General features: G+C 75.3%; 23 protein-coding genes and 1 riboswitch. Of the genes, 6 read left to right on the top strand and 17 right to left on the bottom strand.

Annotated elements, in window-relative coordinates; all coding sequences use genetic code 11:
- Window positions 1-24: 24 nt before the first annotated feature.
- Window positions 25-1,188, top strand: coding sequence for an MFS transporter (locus EV188_RS07540; RefSeq protein ID WP_208114060.1), 1,164 nt, complete (start codon window positions 25-27; stop codon window positions 1,186-1,188).
- Here the strand turns inward: EV188_RS07540 and EV188_RS07535 are convergent.
- The 8 genes from EV188_RS07535 to EV188_RS07505 form a co-directional block, all read right to left on the bottom strand.
- On the bottom strand, window positions 1,151-1,834 hold the full coding sequence (locus EV188_RS07535) for a response regulator (protein WP_133825647.1): 684 nt from the start codon (window positions 1,832-1,834) through the stop codon (window positions 1,151-1,153). The two genes, EV188_RS07540 and EV188_RS07535, sit on opposite strands and share 38 nt — an antisense overlap.
- Window positions 1,831-4,329 (bottom strand): sensor histidine kinase, encoded by a 2,499-nt coding sequence (locus EV188_RS07530; RefSeq protein WP_279536708.1) that lies wholly within the window; start codon window positions 4,327-4,329, stop codon window positions 1,831-1,833. The genes EV188_RS07535 and EV188_RS07530 overlap by 4 nt, the downstream gene beginning before the upstream one ends.
- A gap of 4 nt (window positions 4,330-4,333) precedes the next feature.
- Window positions 4,334-4,930 carry a potassium-transporting ATPase subunit C gene (locus tag EV188_RS07525; protein ID WP_133825645.1) on the bottom strand — a complete coding sequence of 199 codons (597 nt, stop codon included), beginning with the start codon at window positions 4,928-4,930 and terminating at the stop codon, window positions 4,334-4,336.
- 2 nt (window positions 4,931-4,932) lie between these two features.
- A complete protein-coding gene (kdpB, locus tag EV188_RS07520; protein ID WP_133825644.1) occupies window positions 4,933-7,011 on the bottom strand; it encodes a potassium-transporting ATPase subunit KdpB in 2,079 nt (692 codons plus the stop codon).
- On the bottom strand, window positions 7,008-8,630 hold the full coding sequence (gene kdpA / locus EV188_RS07515) for a potassium-transporting ATPase subunit KdpA (protein ID WP_133825643.1): 1,623 nt from the start codon (window positions 8,628-8,630) through the stop codon (window positions 7,008-7,010). Before kdpA ends, kdpB begins: the two co-directional genes overlap by 4 nt.
- Window positions 8,630-8,716, bottom strand: coding sequence for a K(+)-transporting ATPase subunit F (kdpF, locus tag EV188_RS07510; protein WP_279536717.1), 87 nt, complete (start codon window positions 8,714-8,716; stop codon window positions 8,630-8,632). Before kdpF ends, kdpA begins: the two co-directional genes overlap by 1 nt.
- A complete protein-coding gene (locus EV188_RS32910) occupies window positions 8,713-8,838 on the bottom strand; it encodes a hypothetical protein (RefSeq protein ID WP_279536707.1) in 126 nt (41 codons plus the stop codon). Before EV188_RS32910 ends, kdpF begins: the two co-directional genes overlap by 4 nt.
- Window positions 8,839-8,915: 77 nt before the next feature.
- On the bottom strand, window positions 8,916-9,299 hold the full coding sequence (locus EV188_RS07505) for an ACT domain-containing protein (RefSeq protein ID WP_133825642.1): 384 nt from the start codon (window positions 9,297-9,299) through the stop codon (window positions 8,916-8,918).
- Window positions 9,300-9,354: 55 nt separating this feature from the next.
- Window positions 9,355-9,568: riboswitch (cobalamin riboswitch) on the top strand.
- A gap of 131 nt (window positions 9,569-9,699) precedes the next feature.
- Here EV188_RS07505 and metE point away from each other — a divergent pair.
- A complete protein-coding gene (gene metE / locus EV188_RS07500) occupies window positions 9,700-11,970 on the top strand; it encodes a 5-methyltetrahydropteroyltriglutamate--homocysteine S-methyltransferase (RefSeq protein ID WP_133826283.1) in 2,271 nt (756 codons plus the stop codon).
- 21 nt (window positions 11,971-11,991) lie between these two features.
- Here metE and EV188_RS07495 read toward each other — a convergent pair whose 3' ends face one another.
- The 4 genes from EV188_RS07495 to EV188_RS31415 all read right to left on the bottom strand — a co-directional run bounded on the left by EV188_RS07495 (window position 11,992) and on the right by EV188_RS31415 (window position 15,216).
- Window positions 11,992-12,606, bottom strand: a complete 615-nt coding sequence (locus EV188_RS07495; RefSeq protein WP_243741540.1) for a class F sortase — start codon at window positions 12,604-12,606, stop codon at window positions 11,992-11,994.
- A gap of 2 nt (window positions 12,607-12,608) precedes the next feature.
- Complete coding sequence (locus tag EV188_RS07490) at window positions 12,609-13,451, bottom strand: hypothetical protein (RefSeq protein ID WP_133825641.1); 843 nt, start codon at window positions 13,449-13,451, stop codon at window positions 12,609-12,611.
- 125 nt (window positions 13,452-13,576) lie between these two features.
- A complete protein-coding gene (locus EV188_RS31420; RefSeq protein WP_166659773.1) occupies window positions 13,577-14,656 on the bottom strand; it encodes an HTTM domain-containing protein in 1,080 nt (359 codons plus the stop codon).
- A complete protein-coding gene (locus EV188_RS31415; protein ID WP_166659772.1) occupies window positions 14,653-15,216 on the bottom strand; it encodes a hypothetical protein in 564 nt (187 codons plus the stop codon). Before EV188_RS31415 ends, EV188_RS31420 begins: the two co-directional genes overlap by 4 nt.
- A 233-nt stretch (window positions 15,217-15,449) precedes the next feature.
- Here EV188_RS31415 and EV188_RS07480 point away from each other — a divergent pair, with 233 nt between their 5' ends.
- Genes EV188_RS07480 through EV188_RS07470 form a run of 3 tightly spaced genes read left to right on the top strand, consistent with a single transcriptional unit; the run spans window position 15,450 to window position 18,045 of the window.
- Complete coding sequence (locus tag EV188_RS07480; RefSeq protein ID WP_133825639.1) at window positions 15,450-16,901, top strand: hypothetical protein; 1,452 nt, start codon at window positions 15,450-15,452, stop codon at window positions 16,899-16,901.
- A 14-nt stretch (window positions 16,902-16,915) separates the two neighbouring features.
- A complete protein-coding gene (gene cobF / locus EV188_RS07475; protein ID WP_166659771.1) occupies window positions 16,916-17,671 on the top strand; it encodes a precorrin-6A synthase (deacetylating) in 756 nt (251 codons plus the stop codon).
- The gene (locus EV188_RS07470) at window positions 17,668-18,045 is read left to right on the top strand and encodes an ester cyclase (RefSeq protein ID WP_208114059.1); all 378 of its coding nucleotides are present in this window, start codon (window positions 17,668-17,670) and stop codon (window positions 18,043-18,045) included. Before cobF ends, EV188_RS07470 begins: the two co-directional genes overlap by 4 nt.
- A gap of 17 nt (window positions 18,046-18,062) precedes the next feature.
- Here the strand turns inward: EV188_RS07470 and EV188_RS07465 are convergent, their stop codons facing one another.
- The 4 genes from EV188_RS07465 to EV188_RS07450 are packed head-to-tail and all read right to left on the bottom strand — an operon-like array spanning window position 18,063 to window position 21,591.
- A complete protein-coding gene (locus tag EV188_RS07465; RefSeq protein WP_208114058.1) occupies window positions 18,063-18,644 on the bottom strand; it encodes a histidine phosphatase family protein in 582 nt (193 codons plus the stop codon).
- An 11-nt stretch (window positions 18,645-18,655) separates the two neighbouring features.
- On the bottom strand, window positions 18,656-19,291 hold the full coding sequence (locus EV188_RS07460; RefSeq protein WP_133825638.1) for a hypothetical protein: 636 nt from the start codon (window positions 19,289-19,291) through the stop codon (window positions 18,656-18,658).
- Window positions 19,288-20,169 carry an NAD(P)H-binding protein gene (locus tag EV188_RS07455; protein ID WP_208114057.1) on the bottom strand — a complete coding sequence of 294 codons (882 nt, stop codon included), beginning with the start codon at window positions 20,167-20,169 and terminating at the stop codon, window positions 19,288-19,290. The genes EV188_RS07460 and EV188_RS07455 overlap by 4 nt, the downstream gene beginning before the upstream one ends.
- Window positions 20,170-20,193: 24 nt before the next feature.
- A complete protein-coding gene (locus tag EV188_RS07450) occupies window positions 20,194-21,591 on the bottom strand; it encodes an MFS transporter (protein ID WP_208114056.1) in 1,398 nt (465 codons plus the stop codon).
- 90 nt (window positions 21,592-21,681) lie between these two features.
- On the opposite strand from EV188_RS07450, the gene EV188_RS07445 reads away from it, so the two are divergent.
- Complete coding sequence (locus EV188_RS07445) at window positions 21,682-22,122, top strand: MarR family winged helix-turn-helix transcriptional regulator (protein WP_133825637.1); 441 nt, start codon at window positions 21,682-21,684, stop codon at window positions 22,120-22,122.
- On the opposite strand, the gene EV188_RS07440 is transcribed toward EV188_RS07445, so the two are convergent.
- Complete coding sequence (locus tag EV188_RS07440; RefSeq protein ID WP_243741539.1) at window positions 22,119-23,843, bottom strand: ABC transporter permease subunit; 1,725 nt, start codon at window positions 23,841-23,843, stop codon at window positions 22,119-22,121. The two genes, EV188_RS07445 and EV188_RS07440, sit on opposite strands and share 4 nt — an antisense overlap.
- Between the last annotated feature and the right edge of the window lie 50 nt (window positions 23,844-23,893).

Genomic DNA, 23,893 nt, shown 5'->3' with positions numbered 1-23,893 from the left:
CAGCTGTGCCGCACGATCACCCCTGTGCGCTCCCCGGCCCTCCGCCTCACCGTCGCCGGCGCCGCGGTCGTGGGCGTCGCCTACGGCATGGGCCGGTACGCGTTCGGGCTCACGCTGCCGTCGCTGCGGGCGGACCCGTCGCTGTCGAGCAGTGGTCTGGACGACGCCGTCCTCGGGCTCATCGCGTCCGGGTCGTTCGCCGGCTACCTCGCCGGGCTGCTCCTCGCGCCGGTGATCGGCCGCCGGTTCGGCCCGCGGGCGCCGACGACGGTCGGGAGCGTGTGCGGGCTGGTCGGCGGGGCGCTGGCCGCCGGAGCGACGTCACCGCTGGTGCTGGCGGTCGGCGTGGTGCTCGCCGGCAGCGCCGCGGGCTGGGTGTGGGCGGCGTACTCGGACCTCGCGGCCGTGGTCGTCGACGCGCCGGCCCGCCCCCGCGCGCTGGCGATCATCAGCACCGGGACCAGCGCGGGCCTGGTCGTGTCCGGGGTCGTCGGGCTGTGGGCGATCGGCGTCCCCGGCTGGCGCCTGGTGTGGGTGGCGATCGGGCTCGCGTCCGCGGCGACGGGTCTGCTCAACCTGCGCTGGACGCCGCGCCTGCCGCCGGCACCGGTCGGGCGCGCGGGCCGGATCGCGCTGCGCGGGCTCGGGGTGCCGCTGGCCTACTCGGTCGCGTTCCACGTCGGCGTCACCACGTTCTTCACGTGGGCCGCGGACATGCTGCGCCGCGCCGCGCTCGCCCCGGGCTGGGCGCCGACGCTCTACGCGCTGGTCGGCGTCGTGGGCCTCGTCGGGCTGGGCATCGGCGGCTGGTGCGCGCGCTTCGGCACGGTCCGCGTCGCGGCCGCCTGCCTGCTCTTCCTCGGGGCGTCGCTGGTCGTGCTCGGCACCGGCGCGGGCTCGGGGATCGTGGCGCTCGTCGCGGCGGCGATCTACGCGCCCGGGATCATGGGCGGCGCCGCCGTCCTCGCCGTCTGGACCGCCGAGATCGAGCCGGAACGCTCCGGCGAGGCGCTGACGGTCGTCGTCGCGGTCGGGGCGACGGCCGCCGTGATGGCCCCGGCGATCGTCGGCCTGCTGCTGGGGATCGTCTCGTTGACGGCCGTCCTCGTGGGGCTCGCCGTGCTGCTCGTGATCACGGCCGTCCTGATCCTCACACCTCGAACCGGTACCCCCGCCCCGCCTCCGTGACCAGGTGCCGCGGCCGCGAGGGGTCGGGCTCGAGCTTGCGTCGCAGGTGGCCGAGGTAGACACGCAGGTAGTGGCCCTCGGTCCCGTACGCCGGCCCCCACACCTCGCGCAGGATCTGCTGCTGGGTGACGAGCATCCCGGGGTGGCGCGCGAGGTGCTCGAGCACGCCCCACTCCGTCGGCGAGAGGTGCACCTCCGCGCCGTCGCGCACGACCTTCTTCGCGACGAGGTCGACCGTGAAGCTCGCGGTCTCGACCACCGGCGCGCCGTCCGGCGTCACCACCGCGGCCCGGCGCACGGCGGCCCGCAGCCGGGCGAGCAGCTCGGGGACCCCGAAGGGCTTGGTGACGTAGTCGTCGGCGCCCGCGTCGAGGGCGGCGATCTTGTCGGCGGAGTCGGTGCGCGCCGAGAGCACGATCACCGGCACCGCGCTCCAGCCCCGCAGGCCCTCGAGGACCTCGAGGCCGGGCATGTCGGGCAGCCCGAGGTCGAGGATCACGACGTCGGGCGGCGGGTGCTCGGCCGCCGCGCGCAGGGCCGCGGACCCGTCGGCGGCGAGCACGACGTGGTGGCCGTGCGCGGTGAGGTTGATGCGCAGCGTGCGCCGCAGGTGGGGGTCGTCGTCGACGACGAGGACGCGGCTCACACGATCACCGCCGCTCGGGGCGCCGCCGGCAGCGCCAGCACCATCGTCAGCCCGCCGCCCGGGGTGTCCTCGGCGTCGAGGGTGCCGCCCATCGCCTCGGTGAACCCGCGGGCCACGTGCAGGCCGAGCCCGACGCCGGTGGCCGCGCGCCGGTCGCCGAGCTGCTGGAACGGGGCGAACAGGCGGTCGCGCGCCTTGCGGGGCACGCCCGGCCCGGCGTCGACGACGCGCAGTTCGACACGGTCGGCGTAGGCACTCGCGCGGACCGCCACCGACCCGTCGCCCCCGTGGCGCAGCGCGTTGTCGACGAGGTTGGCGACGACCCGCTCGGCGAGCCCCGCGTCGGCGAGGACGTCGGGCAGGTCCTCCGCGACCTCGACGGCCACCCGGTCGACGTCGACGTGCCCGCCCGCCAGCGCCGCGGCGACCACCTCGTCCAGACCGATCGGGGCGCTCACCGGCGTGACGCCGCCGGCGGCGAGGCGCGAGGAGTCCAGGAGGTTGTCGACGAGCCCGGTGAGGCGGTCGGCGGACTCCTCGACGGTGGCGAGCAGCTCGGCCCGGTCCGTCGCGGACATCGGCAGCGCGGGGTCGCGCAGGCTGCCCGCGGCGGCCTTGATCGCGGTCAGCGGGGTGCGCAGGTCGTGCCCGACCGCCGAGAGCAGCGCGGTCCGCAGGCCCGCGGCGTCGGCGCGGCGCTGCGCGTCGGTGGCCTCGGCCGCCATCCGCCGGTTGCGCAGGGCGAGCAGCGCCTGCCCGCTGACCGTCGCGAACAGCGCGCTCTCCGGCGCGGTCAGCGTGCGGCCGGTGCCGACGAGGTGCACGCCCTCGTCGATCTCGACGTCCACGTCGGCCTCGGACGGCTTGCGGCAGGGCGCCTCGCCCGTGCAGGCGGTGACCTCCCACTCGGTCCTGTCCCGCTCCATGAGCGCCACGGCCGCCAGCCCGAACGCCTCCCGCACCCGCTCGAGCAGCTTGGGCAGCGGGTCCGACCGCGACAGCACGACCCGCGCGAACGACGTCAGCAGCGTCGCCTCGGCGCGCGCCGTCGTGGCCTGCGCCGCGCGGCGGTCGGCGCGGTCGACGACGGCGGCGACGAGCAGCGCGACGACCACCATCGCCCCGATCGCGAACGCGTTCTCCGGCTGGGAGATCGACAGCGTGTACAGCGGCGGGGTCAGGAAGACGTTGAGCAGCACGCCGCCGCCCAGCGCCGCGACCAGCGCCGGCGCCAGGCCGCCGATCATCGCCGTGACGACCGTGGCGAGGAAGAACAGCACGACGTCGGTGGACAGGTCGACCGACTCGCGCAGCACGACGCCGATGACGGTCGCGAGCACCGGGAGCAGGACCGCGGCGGGCCAGCCGAAGGCGTGACGTCGTGCCGGCACCGACCACCGTCGCCGCGGCGCGGGACCGGCTTCGGCGTGCGTGACCAGGTGGACGTCGATGCTCCCGGACGCGGCGATCGTGCGGGCGCCGATCCCGGGGTCGACCGCGCGCGCCCACCGCGAGCGCCGTGAGGTGCCGAGCACCAGCTGCGTCGCGTTGGCGGCGCGGGCGAAGTCGAGCAGGGCGGCCGGGACGTCGTCACCGACCACCGTGTGGAACGAGGCGCCGACGTCCTCGGCGAGCCGGCGCAGCCCGACCCCCGCGCCGCCGCCGACCAGCCCGTCCCCGCGCAGCACGTGGACGCAGAGCAGGTCCGCCGACCCCGCGCGGCGGGCGATCCGCGCCGCCCGGCGCAGGACCGTCGCGCTCTCGGGGCCGCCGGTGACCGCGACGACCACCCGCTCGCGGGCCTCCCAGACCTCGTTCGTGCCCTCGTCGTGGCGGTGGCGCTGCAGGGCGACGTCGACCTGGTCGGCGACCCACAGCAGCGCGAGCTCGCGCAGCGCGATGAGGTTGCCGGTGCGGAAGTAGTGGGCGAGCGAGGCGTTGATCTTCTCGGGCGCGTAGATGTTGCCGTGCGCCATGCGCCGGCGCAGCGCCTCGGGCGTGATGTCGACGAGCTCGATCTGGTCGGCCGCGCGCACCACGGCGTCCGGGATCGTCTCGCGCTGGCGCACGCCGGTGATGCGCTCGACGACGTCGCCGAGGGACTCGAGGTGCTGGACATTGACCGTCGAGATCACGTCGATGCCGGCGGCGAGCAGCTCCTCGACGTCCTCCCAGCGCTTGGCGTGCCGCGAGCCCGGCGCGCAGGAGTGCGCGAGCTCGTCGACCACGCACACCTCGGGGGCGCGGGCGAGGACGGCGTCGACGTCGAGCTCGGTGAGCTCGGTGTCGCGGTGGTGCAGGACGAGACGCGGCAGCACCTCGAGTCCCTCGAGCAGCGCGGCGGTGCGGGCGCGCCCGTGGGTCTCGACGAGCCCGACGACGACGTCGGTGCCCCGGTCGAGGCGGCGGCGGGCCTCGTTCAGCGCGGCGTAGGTCTTGCCGACCCCCGGGGCCGCGCCGAGGTGGATGCGCAGCTCACCCCGTCCCTCGGTCACCTCCTCATCCTGCACCGAGCGAGGCGTTGAGCTCCGGCACGTTCACGCGCGGCTCACCCAGCACGCCGAGGGTGCGCCCGTGCGTGGCGTCGGCGACGAGCGCGCGCACGCGGTCCTCGGGGAGGCCGGTGAACCGGGCGACGCGGGGGACCTGCTGCGCGGCGTAGGCGGGGGAGATGTCGGGGTCGAGCCCGGACGCCGAGGCGGTGAGGGCGTCCGGCGGGACGGTCGCCGGGTCGACGCCGTCGCGCGCGGCGATCGCGGCGCGGCGTTCCTCCACGGCGGCGGCGAGGTCCGCCGAGGAGGGGCCGAGGTTCGAGCCGCCCGAGACGGCCGGGCCGGCCGCCGCCGAGGGGCGCGTGTGGAACCAGGGGTCGGCGGCGGGGTCCGCCGGCACGGGGTCGACGCCGATGAGCGCCGGCGATCCCTCGGCGTTCGCGTGCAGGCCCGGGAGGCGCGAGACGCCCCAGATCGCGGCGGGGTAGACGACGCCGAGGAGCAGGGTGAGGGCGAGCAGGACCCGGACGGCGGCGGCGAGCTGGCGGCGGACCTGCCCGCCGGTCACCGCGTTCGTCTTCTCCGGCTCGAGGAGCGTGGTCATGGTCAGCCGATCCCCGGCACGAGCCGGACGACGAGGTCGATGAGGAAGATGCCGAGGAACGGGACGGCGACGCCGCCGAGCCCGTAGACGAGCAGGTTGCGGCGCAGCAGCCGGTCGGAGCTCGACGGCCGGAAGCGCACACCGCGCAGCGCCAGCGGTATCAGCACGACGATGACCAGGGCGTTGAAGACGACCGCGGAGAGGATCGCCGACTCCGGCGTCGCCAGGCGCATGACGTTCAGCGCCCCGAGCTGCGGGAAGATCGCCAGGAACATCGCGGGCAGGATCGCGAAGTACTTGGCGAGGTCGTTGGCCAGCGAGAACGTGGTCAGCGCGCCGCGGGTGATCAGCATCTGCTTGCCGACCTCGACGACCCCGATGAGCTTGGTGGGGTCGGAGTCGAGGTCGACCATGTTGCCGGCCTCCTTGGCCGCCGCCGTCCCCGAGCTCATCGCGACGCCGACGTCGGCCTGCGCCAGGGCGGGCGCGTCGTTGGTGCCGTCGCCGGTCATCGCGACCATGCGCCCGCCGGCCTGCTCGCGGCGGATGAGCGCGAGCTTGTCCTCGGGCGTCGCCTCGGCGAGGACGTCGTCGACCCCGGACGCGGCGGCGATCGCCCGCGCGGTCACCGGGTTGTCCCCGGTGATCATGACGGTGCGGATGCCCATGGCCCGCAGCTCGCCGAACCGCTCCGCGATCCCGGGCTTCACGACGTCCGAGAGCTCGACGATGCCGTAGGCACGTGAGTGATCTGGGTCGTCATGACGACCCAGATCACTCACGTGGCCGGAGGCCACCACCAGCGGGGTGCCGCCGCGTTCCGCGATCTCGGTGCTGATCGCCTCGAGCCGGGCGCGGTCGGTGTCGTCCCCGAGCCACGCGATCACCGCCGACGTCGCGCCCTTGCGGACCTCGCGACCGTCGACGTCCACCCCGGACATGCGGGTGGTCGCGCTGAACGGCACGAACGCGGCCGCGGCCTCGGCAGCCGTCGCCTCGGGCGCCAGCCCGTGGGCCGACGCGCAGAGCTCGACGATCGACCGCCCCTCCGGTGTCGTGTCGGCGAGGCTCGCGAGGCGTGCGGCCGCCGCCAGCTCGGCCACCTCCACCCCGGGCAGGGGGTGCAACGACGTCGCGCGCCGGTTGCCGTAGGTGATCGTCCCGGTCTTGTCGAGCAGCAGCGTCGACACGTCGCCGGCGGCCTCCACCGCGCGCCCCGACGTGGCGAGCACGTTGCGTTGTACCAGCCGGTCCATCCCGGCGATCCCGATCGCCGAGAGCAGCGCGCCGATCGTCGTCGGGATCAGGCACACCAGCAGGGCGACGAGCACGACGAGCGACTGCGGGCCGCCCGAGTACGTCGCCATCGGCTGCAGCGTGACCACGGCCAGCAGGAACACGATCGTCAGCGCCGAGAGCAGGATCGTCAGCGCGATCTCGTTCGGCGTCTTCTGTCGCTGCGCGCCCTCGACCAGCGCGATCATCCGGTCGACGAACGAGTCGCCGGGCCGCGCGGTGATCCGGACGACGATGCGGTCGGAGAGCACGGTCGTGCCGCCGGTGACCGACGACAGGTCCCCACCGGACTCGCGCACGACCGGCGCCGACTCGCCGGTGATCGCCGATTCGTCGACGGTCGCGATGCCCTCGACGATCTCGCCGTCGCCCGGGATCGTCTGCCCGGCCTCGACGACGACGCGGTCGCCAAGGGTCAGCTCGGTCGCGGCCACCTCGCGCCCGTCCTCGAGCCGCGCCACCGTGTCCGTCCGCGTCGCCCGCAGCGCATCCGCCTGCGCCCGGCCCCGACCCTCGGCGACCGCCTCGGCGAGGTTCGCGAACAGCACGGTGAACCACAGCCACACCGCGATCGACCACGCGAACACGCTCGGGTCGACGATCGCCGCGACGGTGACGACGACCGACCCGACCCACACCACGAACATCACGGGGTTGCGCACCTGGTGGCGTGGGTCGAGCTTGCGCAGCGCCGTCGGGAGCGACTCCAGCAGCAGCGCGGGCCGGAAGGTCCCGGCCCCGACGGGGCGGCCGGTGGTCTGTGGACGTTCCAGGACGGCGGTCATGCCAGTCCCTCCGCGAGGGGGCTCAGGGCCAGGGCGGGCAGGAACGTGATCGCCGCGACCAGCACGACGGTGCCGGCGACGAGCACGGAGAACAGGGGAGTACCGGTCGACAAGGTGCCGGGGCCGGGCTCGACCCGGGGCTGACGGGCGAGCAGCCCGGCGAGCGCGAGCACGGCGACGATCGGCAGGAACCGGCCGAGCAGCATCGCGATCCCGAGCGTGGTCTGGAAGAACCCGCTGGTCACCGTGAGGCCGCCGAACGCCGAGCCGTTGTTGTTCGCCGCCGAGGCGTACGCGTAGAGCACTTCGCTCAGGCCGTGCGGGCCGTCGTTCGTCATCGCGTCGGCGGTGCCCGGCAGCGCGACCGCCAGGCCGGTGCCGAGCAGCACGAGCGCCGGCATCGTCAGCGTGACGACCACCGCGCACGTGACCTCGCGACGCCCCAGGCGCTTGCCGAGGTACTCGGGGGTGCGGCCGACCATGAGCCCGGCGAGGAAGACGGCGACGACCGCGACGACGAGGATCGAGTAGAGCCCGGTCCCGACGCCGCCCGGTGTCATCTCCGAGAACAGCATGTTCAGCAGCGCCCCACCGCCGCCGAACGCCGAGAAGCTGTCGTGCAGGGAATTCACCGCGCCCGTCGACGTGCCGGTGGTCGAGTTCGCGAAGAGCGCCGAGCCCGGGATGCCGAACCGGAGCTCCTTGCCCTCGAGGTTCGCGCCGGCGGACGAGGGGCTCGCCGCCTCCGCCGTCCAGATCACCGCGAGCATCGCCGCCCACAGCCCGCCCATGACGGCGAGCAGCGCGACGCCCTGCCGCGTCGAGCCCACGAGCTTCCCGAACGTCCTGGTCAGCGCCACCGGGATGACGAGCATCAGGAAGATCTCGAACAGGTTCGACAGCGGCGTCGGGTTCTCGAACGGGTGCGCGGAGTTGGCGTTGAGGACGCCCCCGCCGTTGGTCCCGAGCTGCTTGATGGCCTCCTGGGACGCCACCGGGGCGATCGCGCTCGTGCCGACGTCCGAGCGCAGGCTCATGACGACGCCCGTGGCGACGAGCGCGACGGCGGCCACCGCGACGATCGGCAGCAGGACCCGCGTGCACCCGCGGACGATGTCGACCCACGCGTTGCCGAGGCGGTCGGTGCGGCTGCGGACGAACCCGCGGACCAGCGCGACCGCGACCGCCATGCCGACCGCCGCCGACACGAAGTTCTGCACCGTCAGGCCGGCCATCTGGACGGCGTGGCCCATGGTCGTCTCGGGGACGTAGGACTGCCAGTTGGTGTTGGTGACGAACGAGATCGCGGTGTTGAACGCGACGCCGGGCTCCACCGCCCCGCGGTCGAAGGACCAGGGCAGCAGTGTCTGGAGCCGCTGCAGCAGGTAGAGCAGGACGACGCCGGCGAACGAGAACGCGAGGACCGCGACGGCGTACGTGCTCGCCCGCTGCTCGGAGCGCGGGTCGACACGCACGACCCGGTAGAGGACACGCTCGATCGCCCAGTCGCACTCGTTGGTGTAGACGCGCGCCATCCAGTCCCCGAGCGGGCGCCAGGCCGCCGCGAGCAGCACGAGCAGGACGGCGACCTGCGCTAGTCCTGCTGTGGGCCCGGCCATCAGAACCGCTCCGGACGCAGCAGGGCGACCACGAGGTAGATCAGCAGGCCGAGGGCGACCACGGCTCCGAGGAGGTCCGCGGTCACGATCGGTCCAGCCCGCGGACGGCGAGCAGGAGGACCGCGAACACCGCGATCACCACGCCCGCGTAGAGGACGTCGAGCACCGGGGCTCCCCTTCGTCGAGCGCCGCCTCCGTGGCGGCGCACCGACCGCCGACGGTGCGCTCCTCCGGGACGCCGGGAGCCCGCGTTGACGCGTCGTTGACGCCGCCCGGTCCGGGTTTCTACGACCTGGTGAGAGCCCGCAGCACCGCCATCGCGTCGTCGCGGCGCTCCCACGGCACGAAGAGGTGGTCGTGGTGGAAGCCGGCGACGGGGTTGGTGCCGATCCCGGCGTCGGCGAGCGCGCGGGTGATCACGGCGAGGAAGCCGACGGCGTCGAGCGCCGAGTGCACGCGCAGGGTGATGCCGGCGCAGGGGAACGCGCCGGCGAGCCCGTGGGTCTCGGCGTCGGCGGCCGTCACGATCGCGGAGAGCCCCTCGTCCTCGCGGATCGTCGCGAGCGCCTCCACCCCGTCGGGGAGATCGCTGACGAAGACGTAGCGGCGCGGGTGCAGGAGCGGCTCCATGCCGGCCAGCAGACGGTCGAGGTCGGTGTCGCCGGGCATGCGGGAGATCGTCCCGCGGTGACCGCCACCACAGGGAGATCGGGTGATCGCGGGTTAGGGTCGCGGCGCTGGTGGTTCCCGGTCCGTCCTCGCGGGCGGTCCGGGTGGCAACAGGGAACCCGGTGTGATTCCGGGACTGCCCCGCAGCGGTGAGTGGGAACGACCGCCGTCAGGAGCACTGGGCGAGAGCCTGGGAAGCGACGGCCAGTAGGAGGCGCACCCGCGCCACGCCCGCGAGTCCGAAGACCTGCCATCGGTGCGCGTGTCGAGATCCGGCACGCGCGGCAGCGGGGTCTCGCGGGCGGACCCGTCGCATCCCGGCGTGCCGGCGTGCCGTCACCCACCTGCGCGACCTCGCGAGCCCCACCGCTCGACGAGGAGAAGAGCTGTGTCAGGTGCACTGTCCGGCCCCATCGGGGCCACCGTCCTGGGCTACCCCCGCATCGGCCCCCGCCGCGAGCTGAAGAAGGCCCTCGAGGCCTACTGGAAGGGCGCGAGCAGCGCCGACGAGCTGGCGCAGGTCGCCGCCGACCTGCGGGCGCGGACCTACCGGGAGCTCGCGGGCCTCGACTCCCAGCCGATCTCCGGCTCGTACTACGACCACGTCCTCGACGTGACGGCGATGGTCGACGCCGTCCCGCCGCGGTTCCGTCCGCACGGGCGCCGGGAGGGCACGGCACTCGACGAGTACTTCGCCATGGCGCGCGGCACCGCGACGGCCGCGCCGCTGGAGATGACGAAGTGGTTCGACACGAACTACCACTACCTCGTCCCCGAGATCGGGCCCGACACCCCGCTGCGCCTCGCCGACGAGACGCCCGTCGAGCGGGTGCGCGAGGCCGTGGCCGCCGGGGTGACCGCGCCCCGTCCGGCGCTCGTCGGCCCGGTCACCTACCTGCTGCTGGCCAAGGCCGCCGACGAGGCGCCGGAGGGCTTCTCCCCGCTGGCGCGGCTCGACGAGCTCGTCGAGGTGTACGCGCAGCTGCTGGCGAAGCTGGCCGACGCCGGCGCCGCGTGGGTCCAGCTCGAGGAGTCGGCGTTCGTCGCCGACCGCGGCGACGAGGAGCTGGCCGCCCTGCGCCGTGCCCACGACCGCCTCTCGGGCACGCCCGACCGTCCGCGCATCCTCGTCACGTTCTCCTACGGCGACCCCGGCCCGGCGCTGGACGAGGTGGCCGACAGCCGCGTCGACGGGATCGCCCTCGACCTGGTGACCGCCCCGCAGCTCGCCGACCGCGTGCCGGCGCTGCCGGCCCTGCGCGAGAAGACCGTCGTCGCCGGGCTCGTCGACGGCCGCAACGTGTGGCGGGCCGACCTCGCCGGTGCCCTGTCGCGGGCCGCGACGCTGCTGGGCTCGGTCGGCGACCTCGCCGTCTCGACCTCGTGCTCGCTGCTGCACGTGCCCTACGACGTCACCGTCGAGTCGACGCTCGACCCGACCGTCGTCGCCCGGCTCGCGTTCGCCCGCCAGAAGCTCGACGAGGTGGTGACGCTGGGGGAGGCCCTGCGGTCCGGCACGCGCCCGTCCGACGCCGCGGGGTCGGCGGCGGTCGCCGTCGACGAGGCCGTCCGGGCGCGCGTCGCGGCCGTCGCGCCGGGCGACCGGGAGCGCCCGGAGTACCTGGTGCGCGCGAAGGCCCAGCAGGAACGCCTCGGGCTGCCCCCGCTGCCCACCACGACGATCGGGTCCTTCCCGCAGACCCCGAACGTGCGCCGGACCCGCGCCGACTGGGCGAACGGGCGCATCGACGACGCCGAGTACACCCGCCGCATGCGGTCGGAGATCGAGCGCGTGATCCGGCTGCAGGAGGCGATCGGGCTGGACGTGCTGGTGCACGGCGAGCCGGAGCGCAACGACATGGTGCAGTACTTCGCCGACAACCTGCCCGGCTTCGCGACCACCGAGCTGGGCTGGGTGCAGTCCTACGGCTCGCGGTGCGTGCGTCCGCCGATCCTGCACGGCGACGTCTCGCGCCCGGAGCCGATCACGGTCGACTGGGCGCGCTACGCGCAGTCGCTGTCGTCGAAGCCGGTGAAGGGCATGCTGACCGGCCCGGTGACGATCCTGGCCTGGTCGTTCGTGCGCGACGACCAGCCCCTCGGCCGGACCGCCGACCAGGTGGCGCTGGCGCTGCGCGACGAGATCGCCGACCTCGAGGCCGCCGGCATCGGCATCGTCCAGGTCGACGAGGCCGCCCTGCGCGAGCTGCTCCCGCCGCGCCGTGCCGACTGGGCCGCCTACCTCGACTGGGCCGTGGGGTCCTTCCGGCTGGCGACCGGCGGGGCGTCGGAGGAGACCCAGGTGCACACGCACCTCTGCTACTCCGAGTTCGGCGACGTCATCGACGCGATCGACGGCCTCGACGCCGACGTGACGACGATCGAGGCGGCGCGCTCGCGGATGGAGGTGCTGGCCGACCTCGAGGCGATCGGCTACTCGCGCGGGGTCGGACCGGGCGTCTACGACATCCACTCGCCGCGCGTGCCCGAGCGCGAGGAGATCGCCGCGCTGATCGCCGAGGCGCAGCGCGTCGTGCCGGGGGACCGGCTCTGGGTCAACCCCGACTGCGGGCTCAAGACCCGCGGCTACGAGGAGGTCGAGGCGACCCTGCGGGCGATGGTCGAGGCGGCCCGCGCCGCCCGGTTACGGCACCGCGGGACCCGGCGGTGAGGCCGGGTCCCGCGGGATCCGTCAGATCTTCTGCACCTCGACGAAGTCGGCGTACACGATGACGTTCGAGAGGTACGACCGGGCGCTCCGGTCGTAGTCCCCGCCGCAGGTGATGAGCCGCAGCTGCGGGTTGGCGGTGTCGTTGTAGACCGCGTCGGTGGGGAACGAGTCCTTCGGGATCGTCTCCACCCGCGACACCTCGAAGACGGCCCGCTGGCCGTCGCCGCGGTCGACGAACACCTGGGCGCCGGCGACCACGTCCTTCAGGTTCGCGAAGATGCCGGGCTGCCCGCCGCCGTTGACGTGACCGAGGATGACGCTCGGCCCGACCTCACCCGGCGAGGGGCTCTGGTCGAACCAGGACGCCTGCATCGGTTGCGACACCGGCGGGACCGCGAGGCTGCCGTCCTCCTTGAGGCCGGTCGCGACGAGGTCCGACTCCGCCGAGATCGACGGCACCGTCACCCGCGTCGGCGTCGACGCGGCCAGCGGAGCGGGCGCGCCGAACCCCGCCGGTCCCGACGAGTTCGCCCCGACGACCAGGGCCAGGAGGACCAGGATCACGATCAGGCCGATCGAGACGTTGGTCATCGAGATCCCGGACTTCTGGTCCGAGTCCTTGTCGGTGAGCGGCATGATCAGTTGCCCGTGTCCACGCCGCCGGACGGGACGCGCTTGACCTGCGTCGCGTGCACCTCGCCGACCGGGCGGTAGTCGTACCAGTAGTGGTTCACCGAGCTGTTGAAGTAGCAGACGGTGCTGCTGTAGCCGCCGTGGTGGTAGCCGGAGCCGCCGCTGTAGCCCGAGTCGTAGCCCTCGCCCTCGTCCGTCGTCGTGAGGGAGTTCGGACCCTCGTCGAGGTCGGAGTCGGCGCTGCCGCTGCCCGAGCCGGAGTCCGTGGCCGGCTCGGCCCGGAGGTTCAGGACCCCGGCGCCCGAGCCGCCGCCGAGCCCGGTGTCCTGGATCGGGATGCCGGAGGTCGACCCCGACGTGGCGCCAGACGTCGAGCCCGAGGTGGAGCCGGCGGTCGAGCCGGACGTGGAGCCGGACGTGGAGCCGGACGTGGAGCCGGCGGTCGAGCCCGAGGTGGAGCCCGAGGTGGAGCCGGCGGTCGAGCCCGAGGTGGAGCCCGAGGTGGAGCCCGAGGTCGCGCCGGAAGTGGCGCCCGACGTCGCCGTGTCGACGACGCCGTCGACGATGCCGGTGACGGTGTCGATCACACCGTCGAGCGGGTCGAGGGGGTCGGTCGCGCTGTCGGTGCTGCTGTCGGTGCTGCTGTCGGTGCTGCTGTCGGTGGAGCTGTCGGTGCTGTTGTCGCTGGAGCCGTCACCGTGGTGGGGGTGGTGATACGTCGACACCGAGACGCAGGTGTTGCCGCCGTCGTAGTCGGTCGCGGACGCCGATCCCACGCCCAGGGAGCCGATGAGCAGCACCCCGGCTCCGAGCACCAGGAGCCGGCGCCCCTTGTCCTGACTGTTCATGCCCTCTTCCCGTCCCCGGCCCGTGCCGGCCTGATCCGCGCTGACCGTCGCCCCGCCGACGATCACGTGTCGCCTGTCACCCGTTCGGTGTTACTCACTGGGAGCGTCGTGACGAAAGCGTTAGCTCAGGCGTCCGACAGCGTCTTCGTCCCCTGGCCGTCGTCACTCTCCGCCGAGCGGCCCTCGACTCTCTCGAGCTCCGGCGATCCGGCGCCGACCGCGACCGGAGCCAGCCCAGCCTCCACCGGCCCGCGGGCCACGGGCACCGATCGCTCCGAGGGCTCCGGCGGGTGACGCCGGATGAGGCGGCAGACCCGGTTGCGGGCCCACCACAGGACCTGCTCGGCGCGCTCCGGCGGCAGGAAGGCGAGGTACAGCGTCACGATCGTGGAGCTGAAGAAGCCGACGGCGAGGGTGAGCTCGATCGAGAGGTGCAGGAGCACTCCGAGAGCGAGCACCCAGGGCCGCGCCGCCCGGTTCCAGACGAGGATGCCGATGGCCAGCTCCGCGGCGAGCGTGCCGTAGGTCGCCAGCTCCGCGAACAGCGGCGAGTTGGTGACGAAGGACGGCACCGGCAGGCGGCTGACCTCCCCGATGCGCACGGCGTAAGACACCGCCGTGCCGTCCCGCCACAGGGCGCCACCCGCTTTCTCCCACACCGTGGAGATGTAGATGACGCTGAGCTGGATCTGGGCGAGGCGCAGGGCCCAGGGCGCGCGATGGGGGAAGGTCCACATCCCGGCCGGATCGGCACGCCACCGGTCCACCGAGGCGGCCGAGCCCGCCGGCATGAGCACCATGTAGAAGGCGACGAGCCGGATCAGCCCGTCCCCGGCGTTGAAGGCGAGCGGCGCCGTGCGGGTCACCGACATCATCACGACGAAGACGGCCAGGGCGGCGACGCGCGTCTGGAACCCGACCGTCAGCGCCACGGCACCGAGCAGGCCTGCCAGCCACAGCACCCAGATCAGCGGGGAGCCCTGGACCAGCGTGAACAGAGTCCAGCCCCCGAACGGCAGTTCCATCCGCGTCGGGATGACGCCGCCGTTGCCGAAGAAGGGATCGAGGACCGGGACGAGCGAGAGCATCCAGACCGTGGCCACGAGGCCGAAGCCGATGCGCAAGACCTCGACGGGAGCGGTCGAACGGGGCGCGAACCAGAAGCGATCCCACCCGTCGCGGAGCCGGGTGAACGGCGCGGTCATCGCCCACCCACCGGCGTCGAGAAGAACGGGACGTCCGTCGCGGGCCCCTCGTCGGGTGTCGGACTCCCAGGCGGAGGGTTCACCCGCGAGGCTCGGAGCAGCGTCACGCGGACCGGCTGGTGTCCGCCGGCGCGATCCTCGTCGGCGATCCATCCGGCGAACGCCACGCGCTCGCGCTCGGCGGTCTTCTTCTTCCACAACTGCTCGCCGTACTTGCGCCAGCGGTAGTCCCAGTACTCGGTCACCCCGTTGCCGCCCTGCATCGGGTAGACGCCGACCGTGCCGTCGGCCCGGTCGACGCGGGCGACGACGTCGTTCGTGGTGCGGGGCGGACTGGGCGCGAACACGCCCCACGACTGGTCGAGGCCGGTCGCGAGCAGGTACGGCCGGGTCAGGTCGACGAGACCGTTCTTGATCGCCGAGGGCGGGGCCGTGGCCGCGACCATCCCCAGCAGGGTCAGCACGACGAACGCCGAGATCGCGAGGCGCTTGCCGGGGGTCATGGACCTCGTCTCGTCCGAGTCCTCGGACGGGGTGTCCGTCTCCAGCGTCGTCGCCACGATGTCTCCCCGAAGCTCCCCGACCGGCATGTCGTCCTGGAAGGGATCGGAGGAATGCGCTGAGCGTTACGGAGCAGGGGGATTGCGCCGTCGGGGACGCATCGTCGTCGGGACGCCGTGATCGCCCCCGGTGCTCTGTCGACCCGATCTCACGGGGTCTCCGGAGCACCCGGGGCGATCTTGCGCGCCTCATCTCACTGACCGATGAGGTGTTGCGGCCTTACGGTGTGCCCGTGATCGGACTTCGCCGGGTGGGCGTGCTGCTCGTCCTGCTGGGTGCGCTGGCGGCGCTGCTGGCCCCGGCGGCGTTCGCGCACGAGTCGACGCCCACCGGCGTCCAGCGCATCGAGCTCGACCTCGGCGCCCGCGAGCTCGCCCTGACGATCACCGCGCCGCCGGAGGGCGGGGGCCGGATGCCGGTCGTCGTGCTCCCGCGCGGCGACGCGCCGCCCGGCGAGGTCGTGCTCGCCGCGGTGCGCCCCGGCGGCGAGCCCGCGAACGCGGTGCCCGTGCCGGTGGCGCCGGTCGGGCAGCCGCACGAGGTCGCGCTCACCACGGACGGCCCGGGCGCCTGGGAGATCACCGTCGCCGACGGCACCACGACCGCCCGCGTCCCGGTCACCGTCGCCGCGCCCGTGCCCACCCCGGGGTGGGTGTGGGCGGTCCGGATCGGCGCGCTGGTCGGCGTCGTCGCGCTCGTCGCGGCCCTCGCCCCGAGCGTGCGCCGGCGGCCCCGGCTCGCGCTCGGGCTCGGGGCGGTCGCGCTCGTCGGGATCACGATCGCCGCGACGGCGGTGGCCACCGCGCCGTCCTCGACGCCCACGCCACCGGCCCCGACGCCCGCCGCAGCACCGATCATCGCCCCGCCCGCCGGCGGCCACGCCGGGCACGGCGGGGCGGCGCCGGCCCCGACGCCGATGACCACGGCCACCATGACCAGCGGCAGCGTCGTCGCCACCGCGAGCACCACGAGCCCGCCGACCGCCGGCGCCCCGACGGACCTCGCCCTCGACCTCACCGACTCGTCCACGGGCGCGGTCGTCGACGACCTCGCGATCCACGACGACGCCCTCATCCACCTCGCCGTCATGGGTCCGGACGGGTCGCTCGACCACGTGCACCCGGTCCGCACCGCCCCCGGCCACTACGTCGTGCGCCTGACGCCGGGCACCGCCGGGCGCTACGGGGTGTTCGCCGAGATGGAGCGCGCCGGCGACGGCGGGCACCAGGTGGCGCGCACGGCGTTCGACGTCCCGGGCCCCGCTCCGGCGCCCGCCGCGCCCGCGCCCGGCCCGGGCGTCCGCGAGGTCGGCGGGATGCAGGTCGACGTCGCGGTGCCCGAGGCCGTCGCGGGTCGCCCGACGACGGTGTCGGCGACCTTCGGCGCGGGCGGCGGTCAGGTCACCGACCTGCAGCGCTGGCTGGGCATGGCCGGACACCTCATGGTGCTCGGCCCCGGGCTCGGCGGGACGCCGGACCCGATGGACCCCGCGTCGGCGTTCGGCCACGTCCACGACATGAGCGCGCCCGGCCCGGCGGGCACGTACGGGCCGCGGATCTCCTTCGAGCACACGTTTGCGCGGGCGGGCCGCTACCAGCTCTGGGTGCAGGTCCAGCGGGACTGGCGGATCGTCACGGTGCCGGTGACGGTGGACGTCACACCGGCACCGGCGAGTGCTCCGTGAGAACGTGCGTCCCCGTGCGAACCGTGCAGGTGGTGGGGATCGGCCTCGGCGACCCGGGGCAGCTGACGCTCGACGCCGTCGAGGCGCTCGGCGGCGTGGACGTGGTGGTGCTGCTGCACAAGCCCGGTCCCGCGGACGAGCTCACGACGATCCGGGCGAAGATCGTCGAGCGCTTCGCCCCGCAGGCCCGCGTCGTCGAGCGCGACGACGCCGTCCGCGACCGGACATCTCCCGACTACGAGGGCGCCACCGAGCGCTGGCGTGACGAGCGCGCCGCCCTCTACGAGCAGACCCTGCTCGACGAGGTGCCCGACGGCGGCTCGTGCGCCCTGCTCGTGTGGGGCGACCCGGCGATCTACGACGGCACCGTCGAGATGCTGCACCGCCTCGACGCCCGTGGACGGGTCGCGCTCGACTGGCGGGTCGTGCCCGGGCTGGGGGCGCCGACGGTGCTGGCGGCGGCCCACCGCACGACGCTCACGCGCACCGCCCGCGCCGCGACGATCACCCCCGCCCGCCGCGTGCTCGACGACAGCGTCGACTCCGGCGAGGCCGACCTCGTCGTCATGCTCGACAGCGCCAAGGACCACGGCCTCGACCACCTGCCCGACGACGCCACCGTCTACTGGGGCGCCTACGTCGGCACGCCCGACGAGGTGCTGATCGCGGGGCGGGTGGGCGACGTCCGGGCCGAGATCCTGGCGGCGCGCGCCACGCACCGGGAGCGCAAGGGCTGGCTCATGGACACCTACCTCGTGCGGCGGAAGTGATCGACGACGTCTACCGCGCCTACCTGGCCTGCCTGGACGAGCGGCGGTTCGAGGACCTCGAGGCGTACGTCCACGACTCCCTGACCTACAACGGCGCGCCGATGACGCGGGCGCAGTACGCGGGGATGATCGCCGACGACGCCGCGGCGATCCCCGACCTCGCGTTCGTGGTCGACCGGCTGGTGGTGCAGGGCGACGAGGTGGCGGCACGGCTGTGGTTCGACTGCACGCCGCGGGGTGAGTTCCGGGGCGTGGCCGTCGACGGGCGTCGCGTCGCGTTCGCCGAGCACGTGTTCTACCGCTTCGCGGAGGGCCGGATCGCGGAGGTGTGGTCGCTGATCGACGTCGAGGCGGTGCGGGAACAGCTCGGCTGACGGGACGACCCGTGTCCTCAGGACCCGGGTTCGCCGGTGGGCCCGCTGCCCAGCGACCGCAGGTTCCAGCGGCCGGAGCGCCCGGTGAGCACCGCGAGGGTCAGCGGCGCGACGTCCACGCGCCAGGCCGCGGCCGCGCCGGCGCCGAGGGCGTGGGCGACGGCGGCCCGGATCACCGGTGGGTCGACGACGGCGAGGCCCACGGTCCGGTCCTCGCCGCCCGGGAGCTCGTCCATCCAGGCGCCGACGCGGGCCAGGAGCGCCGCCAACGACTCCCCGCCCGGCGGCGCGGCGGACGGGTCGGTGAGCCAGGCCTGCAGGGCGGCCGGGTCCTCGGCGGCGAGGTCGGCGGGGGAGCGCCCGGCCCAGACACCGGGGTCGGGACCGGCGGGCGCCTCCCCGTCGACCGCCCGCCCCGGCAGGACGAGCGCCGCGGTCTCGCGGCACCGGGCCGACGGCGCGCACCACAGGTGCTCGGGCGCGGCCGGCCGCAGCTCGCTCGCCGCGCGACGCCCGCCCGCGTCGATCGGCTCGTCGACGGGGAAGCGCGCCGCGCGTGAGGCGGCGGTCGCGGCGTGGGCGAGCAAGTGCAGACGCACGCCGAGGATTGTCAGCGGGCGACGACCGGGCCCACCACGGGGGTTCCTCCGGGGTCGGCGGACAGCAGCGGGCCGGCGACGGCGGCGACGACGAGCCCGGGGAAGCGGCCGGCGGGGATGAGCCAGCCGGCCGGGGACCACACGAAGTACAGGGGCGAGGCCGCCCCGCAGGCCGCCGAGACCAGCCCTGTCACGACCAGCCCGCGCGGCAGGACGTCGGCACCGCCGAGGACGAGGGCGGCGGTCAGCGCGCCGAAGCCGACGCCGTGCATCGGGCCGCCGGCGGCGAACGCGGTCCGCGCGAGCTGCAGGGCGGTGTCGTCGTCGACGTCGCGGGCGGTCTGCGTGGCGGCGAGGACCGCGGACGTCGCGATCGAGACGGCGGCGACCGTCCCGCCGGCGACCGCGAGGAGGCGGTGCCGCGGGGACCGGCGGGCGACCGTGCGGGTGAAGCGGGCGATGGCCAGCGCGGAGACCGCCTGGCCGGCGGCGCTGAGACGGGCGGCGCCGCGGTTGCCGCGGAAGTACGTGCGGACCTCCGCGCCGGTGGCCCAGGGCCGGGGGAACGGGTCGTCGGCGAGGGCGATCGCACCGCCGACACCGCCGAGGAAGGCGAGGCCGACGACCGGCCCGGTCAGGTCTCTCATGGCCGGCCTCCGGTGAACGCGGCGTGGTGGGCGTCGAGCCAGTCGTCGAACGAGCGCGCCGGACGCCCGAGCACGTCCTCGACCGTCGGCAGCACCGCGACGCCGTCGGAACCCTCGAGGGTCCGGGCCAGCGCCGCGTCGATGACGGCCTCGGGCATCCCGCCACGGGCCATGCCCGCGCGGACCTGGTCGAGCGGCGGCTCCACGGCGCGCAGCGGCCGGCCGAGCAGGGCCCCGATCGCGGCGAGCTCGTCGGCCGGCGTCAGCACCGCGGGGCCGGAGAGCTGGTGGATCGCCCCGTCGTGGCGGCCGTCGGTGTCGCCGAGGGCGGCGGCCGCGACCGCGGCGATGTCGGCCGGGTCGATCGACGTCGCCGGGCGGGTGGCGAAGGGGACGGCCACCTCGTCGCCGCCGCCGAGCCGGGACGCCCAGGCCAGCGCGTTCGACATGAACCGCCCGGGTCGCAGCAGCGTCCACCGCAGGCCGCTCTCCACGACCGACCGCTCGACCTCCGCCCACCAGTCGGCGAGGACGTCACCGCCCTCCCCGCCGCTGTGCACCGAGAGCAGCACGAGGTGCGTGACGCCGGCGCGCACGGCGGCGTCGACGAGGGCCGGGACGTGGGTGGGCGCGGCGTCGGGGTCGATGGTCTCGGCGGACATGAGGAAGGCTCGGTCGACGCCGGCGAACGCGGCGTCCAGCGACGCGGGGTCGTCGGCGTCCCCGCGGACCACCTCGACGCCGGCGGGGACGGCGAGGGCAGGGGGCTTGCGGGTCATGGCGCGCACGGGCCGGCCGGCCGCGGCGAGCGCGGCGACCAGCTCGGCGCCGACGTGGCCGCTCGCGCCGGTCACCAGCACCAGGTCGGTGTCGTTCATGGCGGTGTCCTTGTCTCTCGTGGGTCAGTGCGTCGAGCGGAGGAGGAGGGCGGCGACGACGGCCGCGGCGACCATGGCGAGGGCGGCCCCGGCGGCGGCGGTGGTGCTGCCGGCGACCAGGGCCGCGACGGTGCCGGCGCCGGCCGCTCCGCCGACGACGGCGGCGAGGGCGTTGAGCCCCGCCAGGCCGATCGATCCGCCGAGCTGCTGCGCGGTGGCGACGACGGCGGCGGTCACGCCGGCCTCGGCCGGACGCGCCCGACCCGTGGCCAGGCTGATCACGGGGGTGAACACGGCGCCGATCCCGAGACCGAGCAGCAGCTCGGCGGGCAGGACGCCGGTCAGGTAGGTGCTGTGCGGGGTGAGGAGGGTCAGCAGCGCCATGCCGGCCGCGGCGACGAGCAGGCCGGGGACGACGAGGGTCGGCGTCGCGACGCGCGCCATCACCCGGCCCGCGACCTGCGCGGCGGCGAAGAGCGCCCCCGACAGGGGCAGGAACGCCAGGCCCGTCTGCAGCGGCGAGAACTCGAGCACGCCCTGCAGGAAGTAGGTCAGGACGAGGAACGCGCCGAGCATCCCGGCCACGGTGAGCCCGACGGTCAGGCACGCGCCGACGAGGACGCGGTCGGCCAGCACGGGCAGGGGCAGCAACGGCGACGGCGTGCGGGACTCGTGCCGCACGAACGCCGCGAGCAGCACGGCGCCGGTGGCGAGCAGCCCGACGGCCCCCGGGGTCGGCAGCGCGCCCGAGCACGCCGCGACGAGGGCGACGAGCGCCGCGGTGATCAGCACCGCGCCGGTCGCGTCGAGGCGGCGCCGGGTGCCGGCACCCGCGGTCCGCGGGAGGAAGCGTGCCCCGAGGGCGGTCACGGCGACGATCGGGACGTTGACGAACAGGCAGCCGCGCCACCCGACCGTCTCGGCGAGCAGCCCGCCGAGCACGAGCCCGACGGCGCCGCCCCCGCCCGCCACGGCGCCGAAGAGGGCGAACGCCCGGCCCCGCTCGCGCGGCTCGGGGAAGCTGACCGACAGCAGGGCGAGCACGGTGGGCGCGAGCAGCGCGGCGAACGCCCCCTGGAGCCCGCGGGCCACGGCGAGCCACGCCAGGTCGGGCGCCAGCGCCCCGAGCGCGGAGGCGACACCGAACCCGGCGAGCCCGACCACGAAGGTCCGCCGGCGGCCGACCTGGTCGGAGATCCGGCCGCCGAGCAGCAGCGTCCCGCCGAACACGGCGGTGTAGGCGGTGATCACCCAGTGACGCTGCGCGTCGGGGAACCCCAGCGCGGCCTGCGCCGAGGGGAGCGCGACGTTCACGACCGTCGCGTCGAGGGCGATCGTCAGCTGGGCCAGCGCGATCACCAGCAGGGCGATCCGGCGTCGGTGTCGCGACGGCGCGGGGGCGTCGGCGAGGTCTGTGCCCATCGGGACCTCCTCGGGTCGCGGAGAACGTTAGAACTCTAATCGTTAGACGTCAATACGTTAGACGTCGAAGAGTTGCGATACGCTGTGGGCATGCCCGACCACGCCGGTCCCCCTGCGACTGCACCCCTGGGCCTGCAGCTCACCGCCGCGGCCCGCGAGGTCGGGCGGGCCTTCGACGCCGCCCTCGCCGCGGCGGGCGGCTCGATGTCGACCTGGCTGGTGCTGCTCGCCCTGACGACGGGGCGTGCCGAGAGCCAGCGCGAGCTCGCGGCCGCGGTGGGCATCCAGGGCGCGACGCTGACCCACCACCTCGCGGGGATGGAGGCCGCCGGCCTGGTCACGCGCCGCCGGGAGCCGACGAACCGGCGCGTCCAGCTCGTCGACCTCACCGAGGCCGGACAGGCCGCGTTCCTCCGCCTGCGCGACGTCGCCGTGGAGCACGACCGCCGTCTGCGGGCCGGGCTCGACCCCGACGACGAGGCGGCGACCCGGCGGGTGCTCGAGCAGCTGCGCGCGAACGTCGCGGGCTAGCTGCTCGCGCGCGACTCCCGGACCAGCGCCACGACGACGGCGAGCAGCGCCAGCCCGACGGTCGGCGCGAGGATCGTCCACGGTGCGCGTTCGACGTAGGCGAGCGAGTCGGCGAGCACCGCGCCCCACTCCGGCGAGTCGGGTGCGGCGCCGAGCCCGAGGAAGCTCAGCGCGGCGATGCCGAGCGCGGCGTGCGGGACCCGCGCGAGCCCGTGGCGCGTGACCGGTCCGACGACGGCGGGCAGGACGTGGCGCCGGGCGATCCGCCACGGGGTCGCGCCGGCCAGCACCGCGGCGCGGACGTACCCAGAGGCGCGGGCCTCGGTGGCCAGGGTCCGCGCGTGCACCGCCAGCGGCACCCAGCCGACGGCGATCACGGCGATCGCCGCCCCGAGCAGCCCCGGTCCGGCGACCGCCGCGATGACCAGGCCGACGACCACCGGGGGCAGCGCGTTGACGACGTCCGCCGCGCCGGCCCGCGCCGAGCGCCCGCCGACCCCCACCAGCAGGCCGATCACCAGGCACACCGCCGTCACGGCGACCGCGGTCCCGACGGTCAGCAGGGCGCCGTGCGCGATCCGGGCCCACAGGTCCCGGCCCACCGCGTCGGTGCCCATCGGCGCCGACCACGACGGCGGGGCGAGGCGCCGCTCCGTCGTGGCGCCGTCGCGCGGCAGGCCCGTCAGGACGACGAGGGCGAGCGCGGACGCCGCCGCCCAGGGCGCCCAGGAGCGGGCGTGCCCGGACGGCAGCGGCACCCCCGCCGGCAGCTCCGAGCCCGAGCGTGCCGGCCCGAGCAGCGCGCGGTGCGCCAGCACCCCGACCGCGCCGAGCACGAGCCCGAGCACCACCAGCAGCATCACCGCGGCCTGCGCGACGGGCAGGTCCTGGGCGAGCACCGCGTCCAGGGCGGCCGACCCGACGCCGGGGATGCCGAAGAGCTGCTCGACGGCCACGGCGCTGCCGAGCAGCCCGACGACGAGCAGCGCGATCTGCGGCGAGGCGGTGGCGACCGCGCGCCGCGCGACGCCGAGCGCGACCGTGCCCGGCGGCGTCCCCCAGGAGCGCCAGGTCCGCACCCACCCCTCGGCCAGCGCCGACTCCGCCGCCGACGACAGCATCCGCGCCAGCAGCCCGCCCGCCGGCAGGCCCAGCGCGAGCGCGGGCAGGACGAGGTGCGCGGGCCCGGCGAACCCCGTGCTCGGCAGCAGCCCCCACCCGACGGCGACGACGGCCACGAGCACCGCGCCCAGCACGATCTCGGGCACCGCGCCCAGCACCGACGCGACGACCGCCCCGCCTCGGCCGGTGTCGGAGGCCCCGCGACGTGCCGCCCGCCAGACGCCCGGCGCGAGCAGCGCCAGGGCCGCGACCGCCGCCACGACGACCGCGCTGAGCGCCAGCGTCAGCGACACCCCGAGCGCCCCCGCCACCGACGGGCCGACCGGCGCGCGGGACACCCACGAGGTGCCGAGGTCGCCGGTCAGCGCCCCGCCGAGCCAGCCCAGCGCCCCGGTGACGGGGTCGGCGGGCAGGTCCAGCTCGGCGCGCAGGGCGTCGAGCGCGTCGGGGTCGATGCCGCGCTCGGGGTAGCGCACGCGCAGGACGCTCGCGGCCGGGTCCTCGTCCCAGAGCCACGGCAGCGCGGCGACCACGACCGTGAGCACGAGCACGGCGAGCGCGCCCGTGACCAGCGGGAGGAACCGGCGGGCGGTGCTCACGCGCGCCTCTCGGCGTGTCGCGCGAGCGAGGATGTGGCGATCCTGGCGTG

It is taken from the genome of Actinomycetospora succinea, from assembly GCF_004363095.1.
Lineage (GTDB): Bacteria > Actinomycetota > Actinomycetes > Mycobacteriales > Pseudonocardiaceae > Actinomycetospora > Actinomycetospora succinea.
Note: the sequence above shows the minus strand (reverse complement) of the source record. Positions and strands in the feature narration are given on the sequence as shown.

What these genes read in the sequence shown, in the direction of transcription:
- EV188_RS31420 (WP_166659773.1), bottom strand. Translation starts at nt 14,656, where the DNA reads ATGACCGCGCCGTTCACCCGGCTCCGCGACGGGTGGGATCGCTTCTGG.
- EV188_RS07455 (WP_208114057.1), bottom strand. Translation starts at nt 20,169, where the DNA reads ATGAACGACACCGACCTGGTGCTGGTGACCGGCGCGAGCGGCCACGTC.
- EV188_RS07445 (WP_133825637.1), top strand. Translation starts at nt 21,682, where the DNA reads ATGCCCGACCACGCCGGTCCCCCTGCGACTGCACCCCTGGGCCTGCAG.
- EV188_RS07490 (WP_133825641.1), bottom strand. Translation starts at nt 13,451, where the DNA reads ATGAACAGTCAGGACAAGGGGCGCCGGCTCCTGGTGCTCGGAGCCGGG.
- kdpA (WP_133825643.1), bottom strand. Translation starts at nt 8,630, where the DNA reads ATGGCCGGGCCCACAGCAGGACTAGCGCAGGTCGCCGTCCTGCTCGTG.
- EV188_RS07505 (WP_133825642.1), bottom strand. Translation starts at nt 9,299, where the DNA reads ATGCCCGGCGACACCGACCTCGACCGTCTGCTGGCCGGCATGGAGCCG.
- EV188_RS07450 (WP_208114056.1), bottom strand. Translation starts at nt 21,591, where the DNA reads ATGGGCACAGACCTCGCCGACGCCCCCGCGCCGTCGCGACACCGACGC.
- EV188_RS07525 (WP_133825645.1), bottom strand. Translation starts at nt 4,930, where the DNA reads ATGACCACGCTCCTCGAGCCGGAGAAGACGAACGCGGTGACCGGCGGG.
- EV188_RS07460 (WP_133825638.1), bottom strand. Translation starts at nt 19,291, where the DNA reads ATGAGAGACCTGACCGGGCCGGTCGTCGGCCTCGCCTTCCTCGGCGGT.
- kdpB (WP_133825644.1), bottom strand. Translation starts at nt 7,011, where the DNA reads ATGACCGCCGTCCTGGAACGTCCACAGACCACCGGCCGCCCCGTCGGG.
- EV188_RS07495 (WP_243741540.1), bottom strand. Translation starts at nt 12,606, where the DNA reads ATGCCGCTCACCGACAAGGACTCGGACCAGAAGTCCGGGATCTCGATG.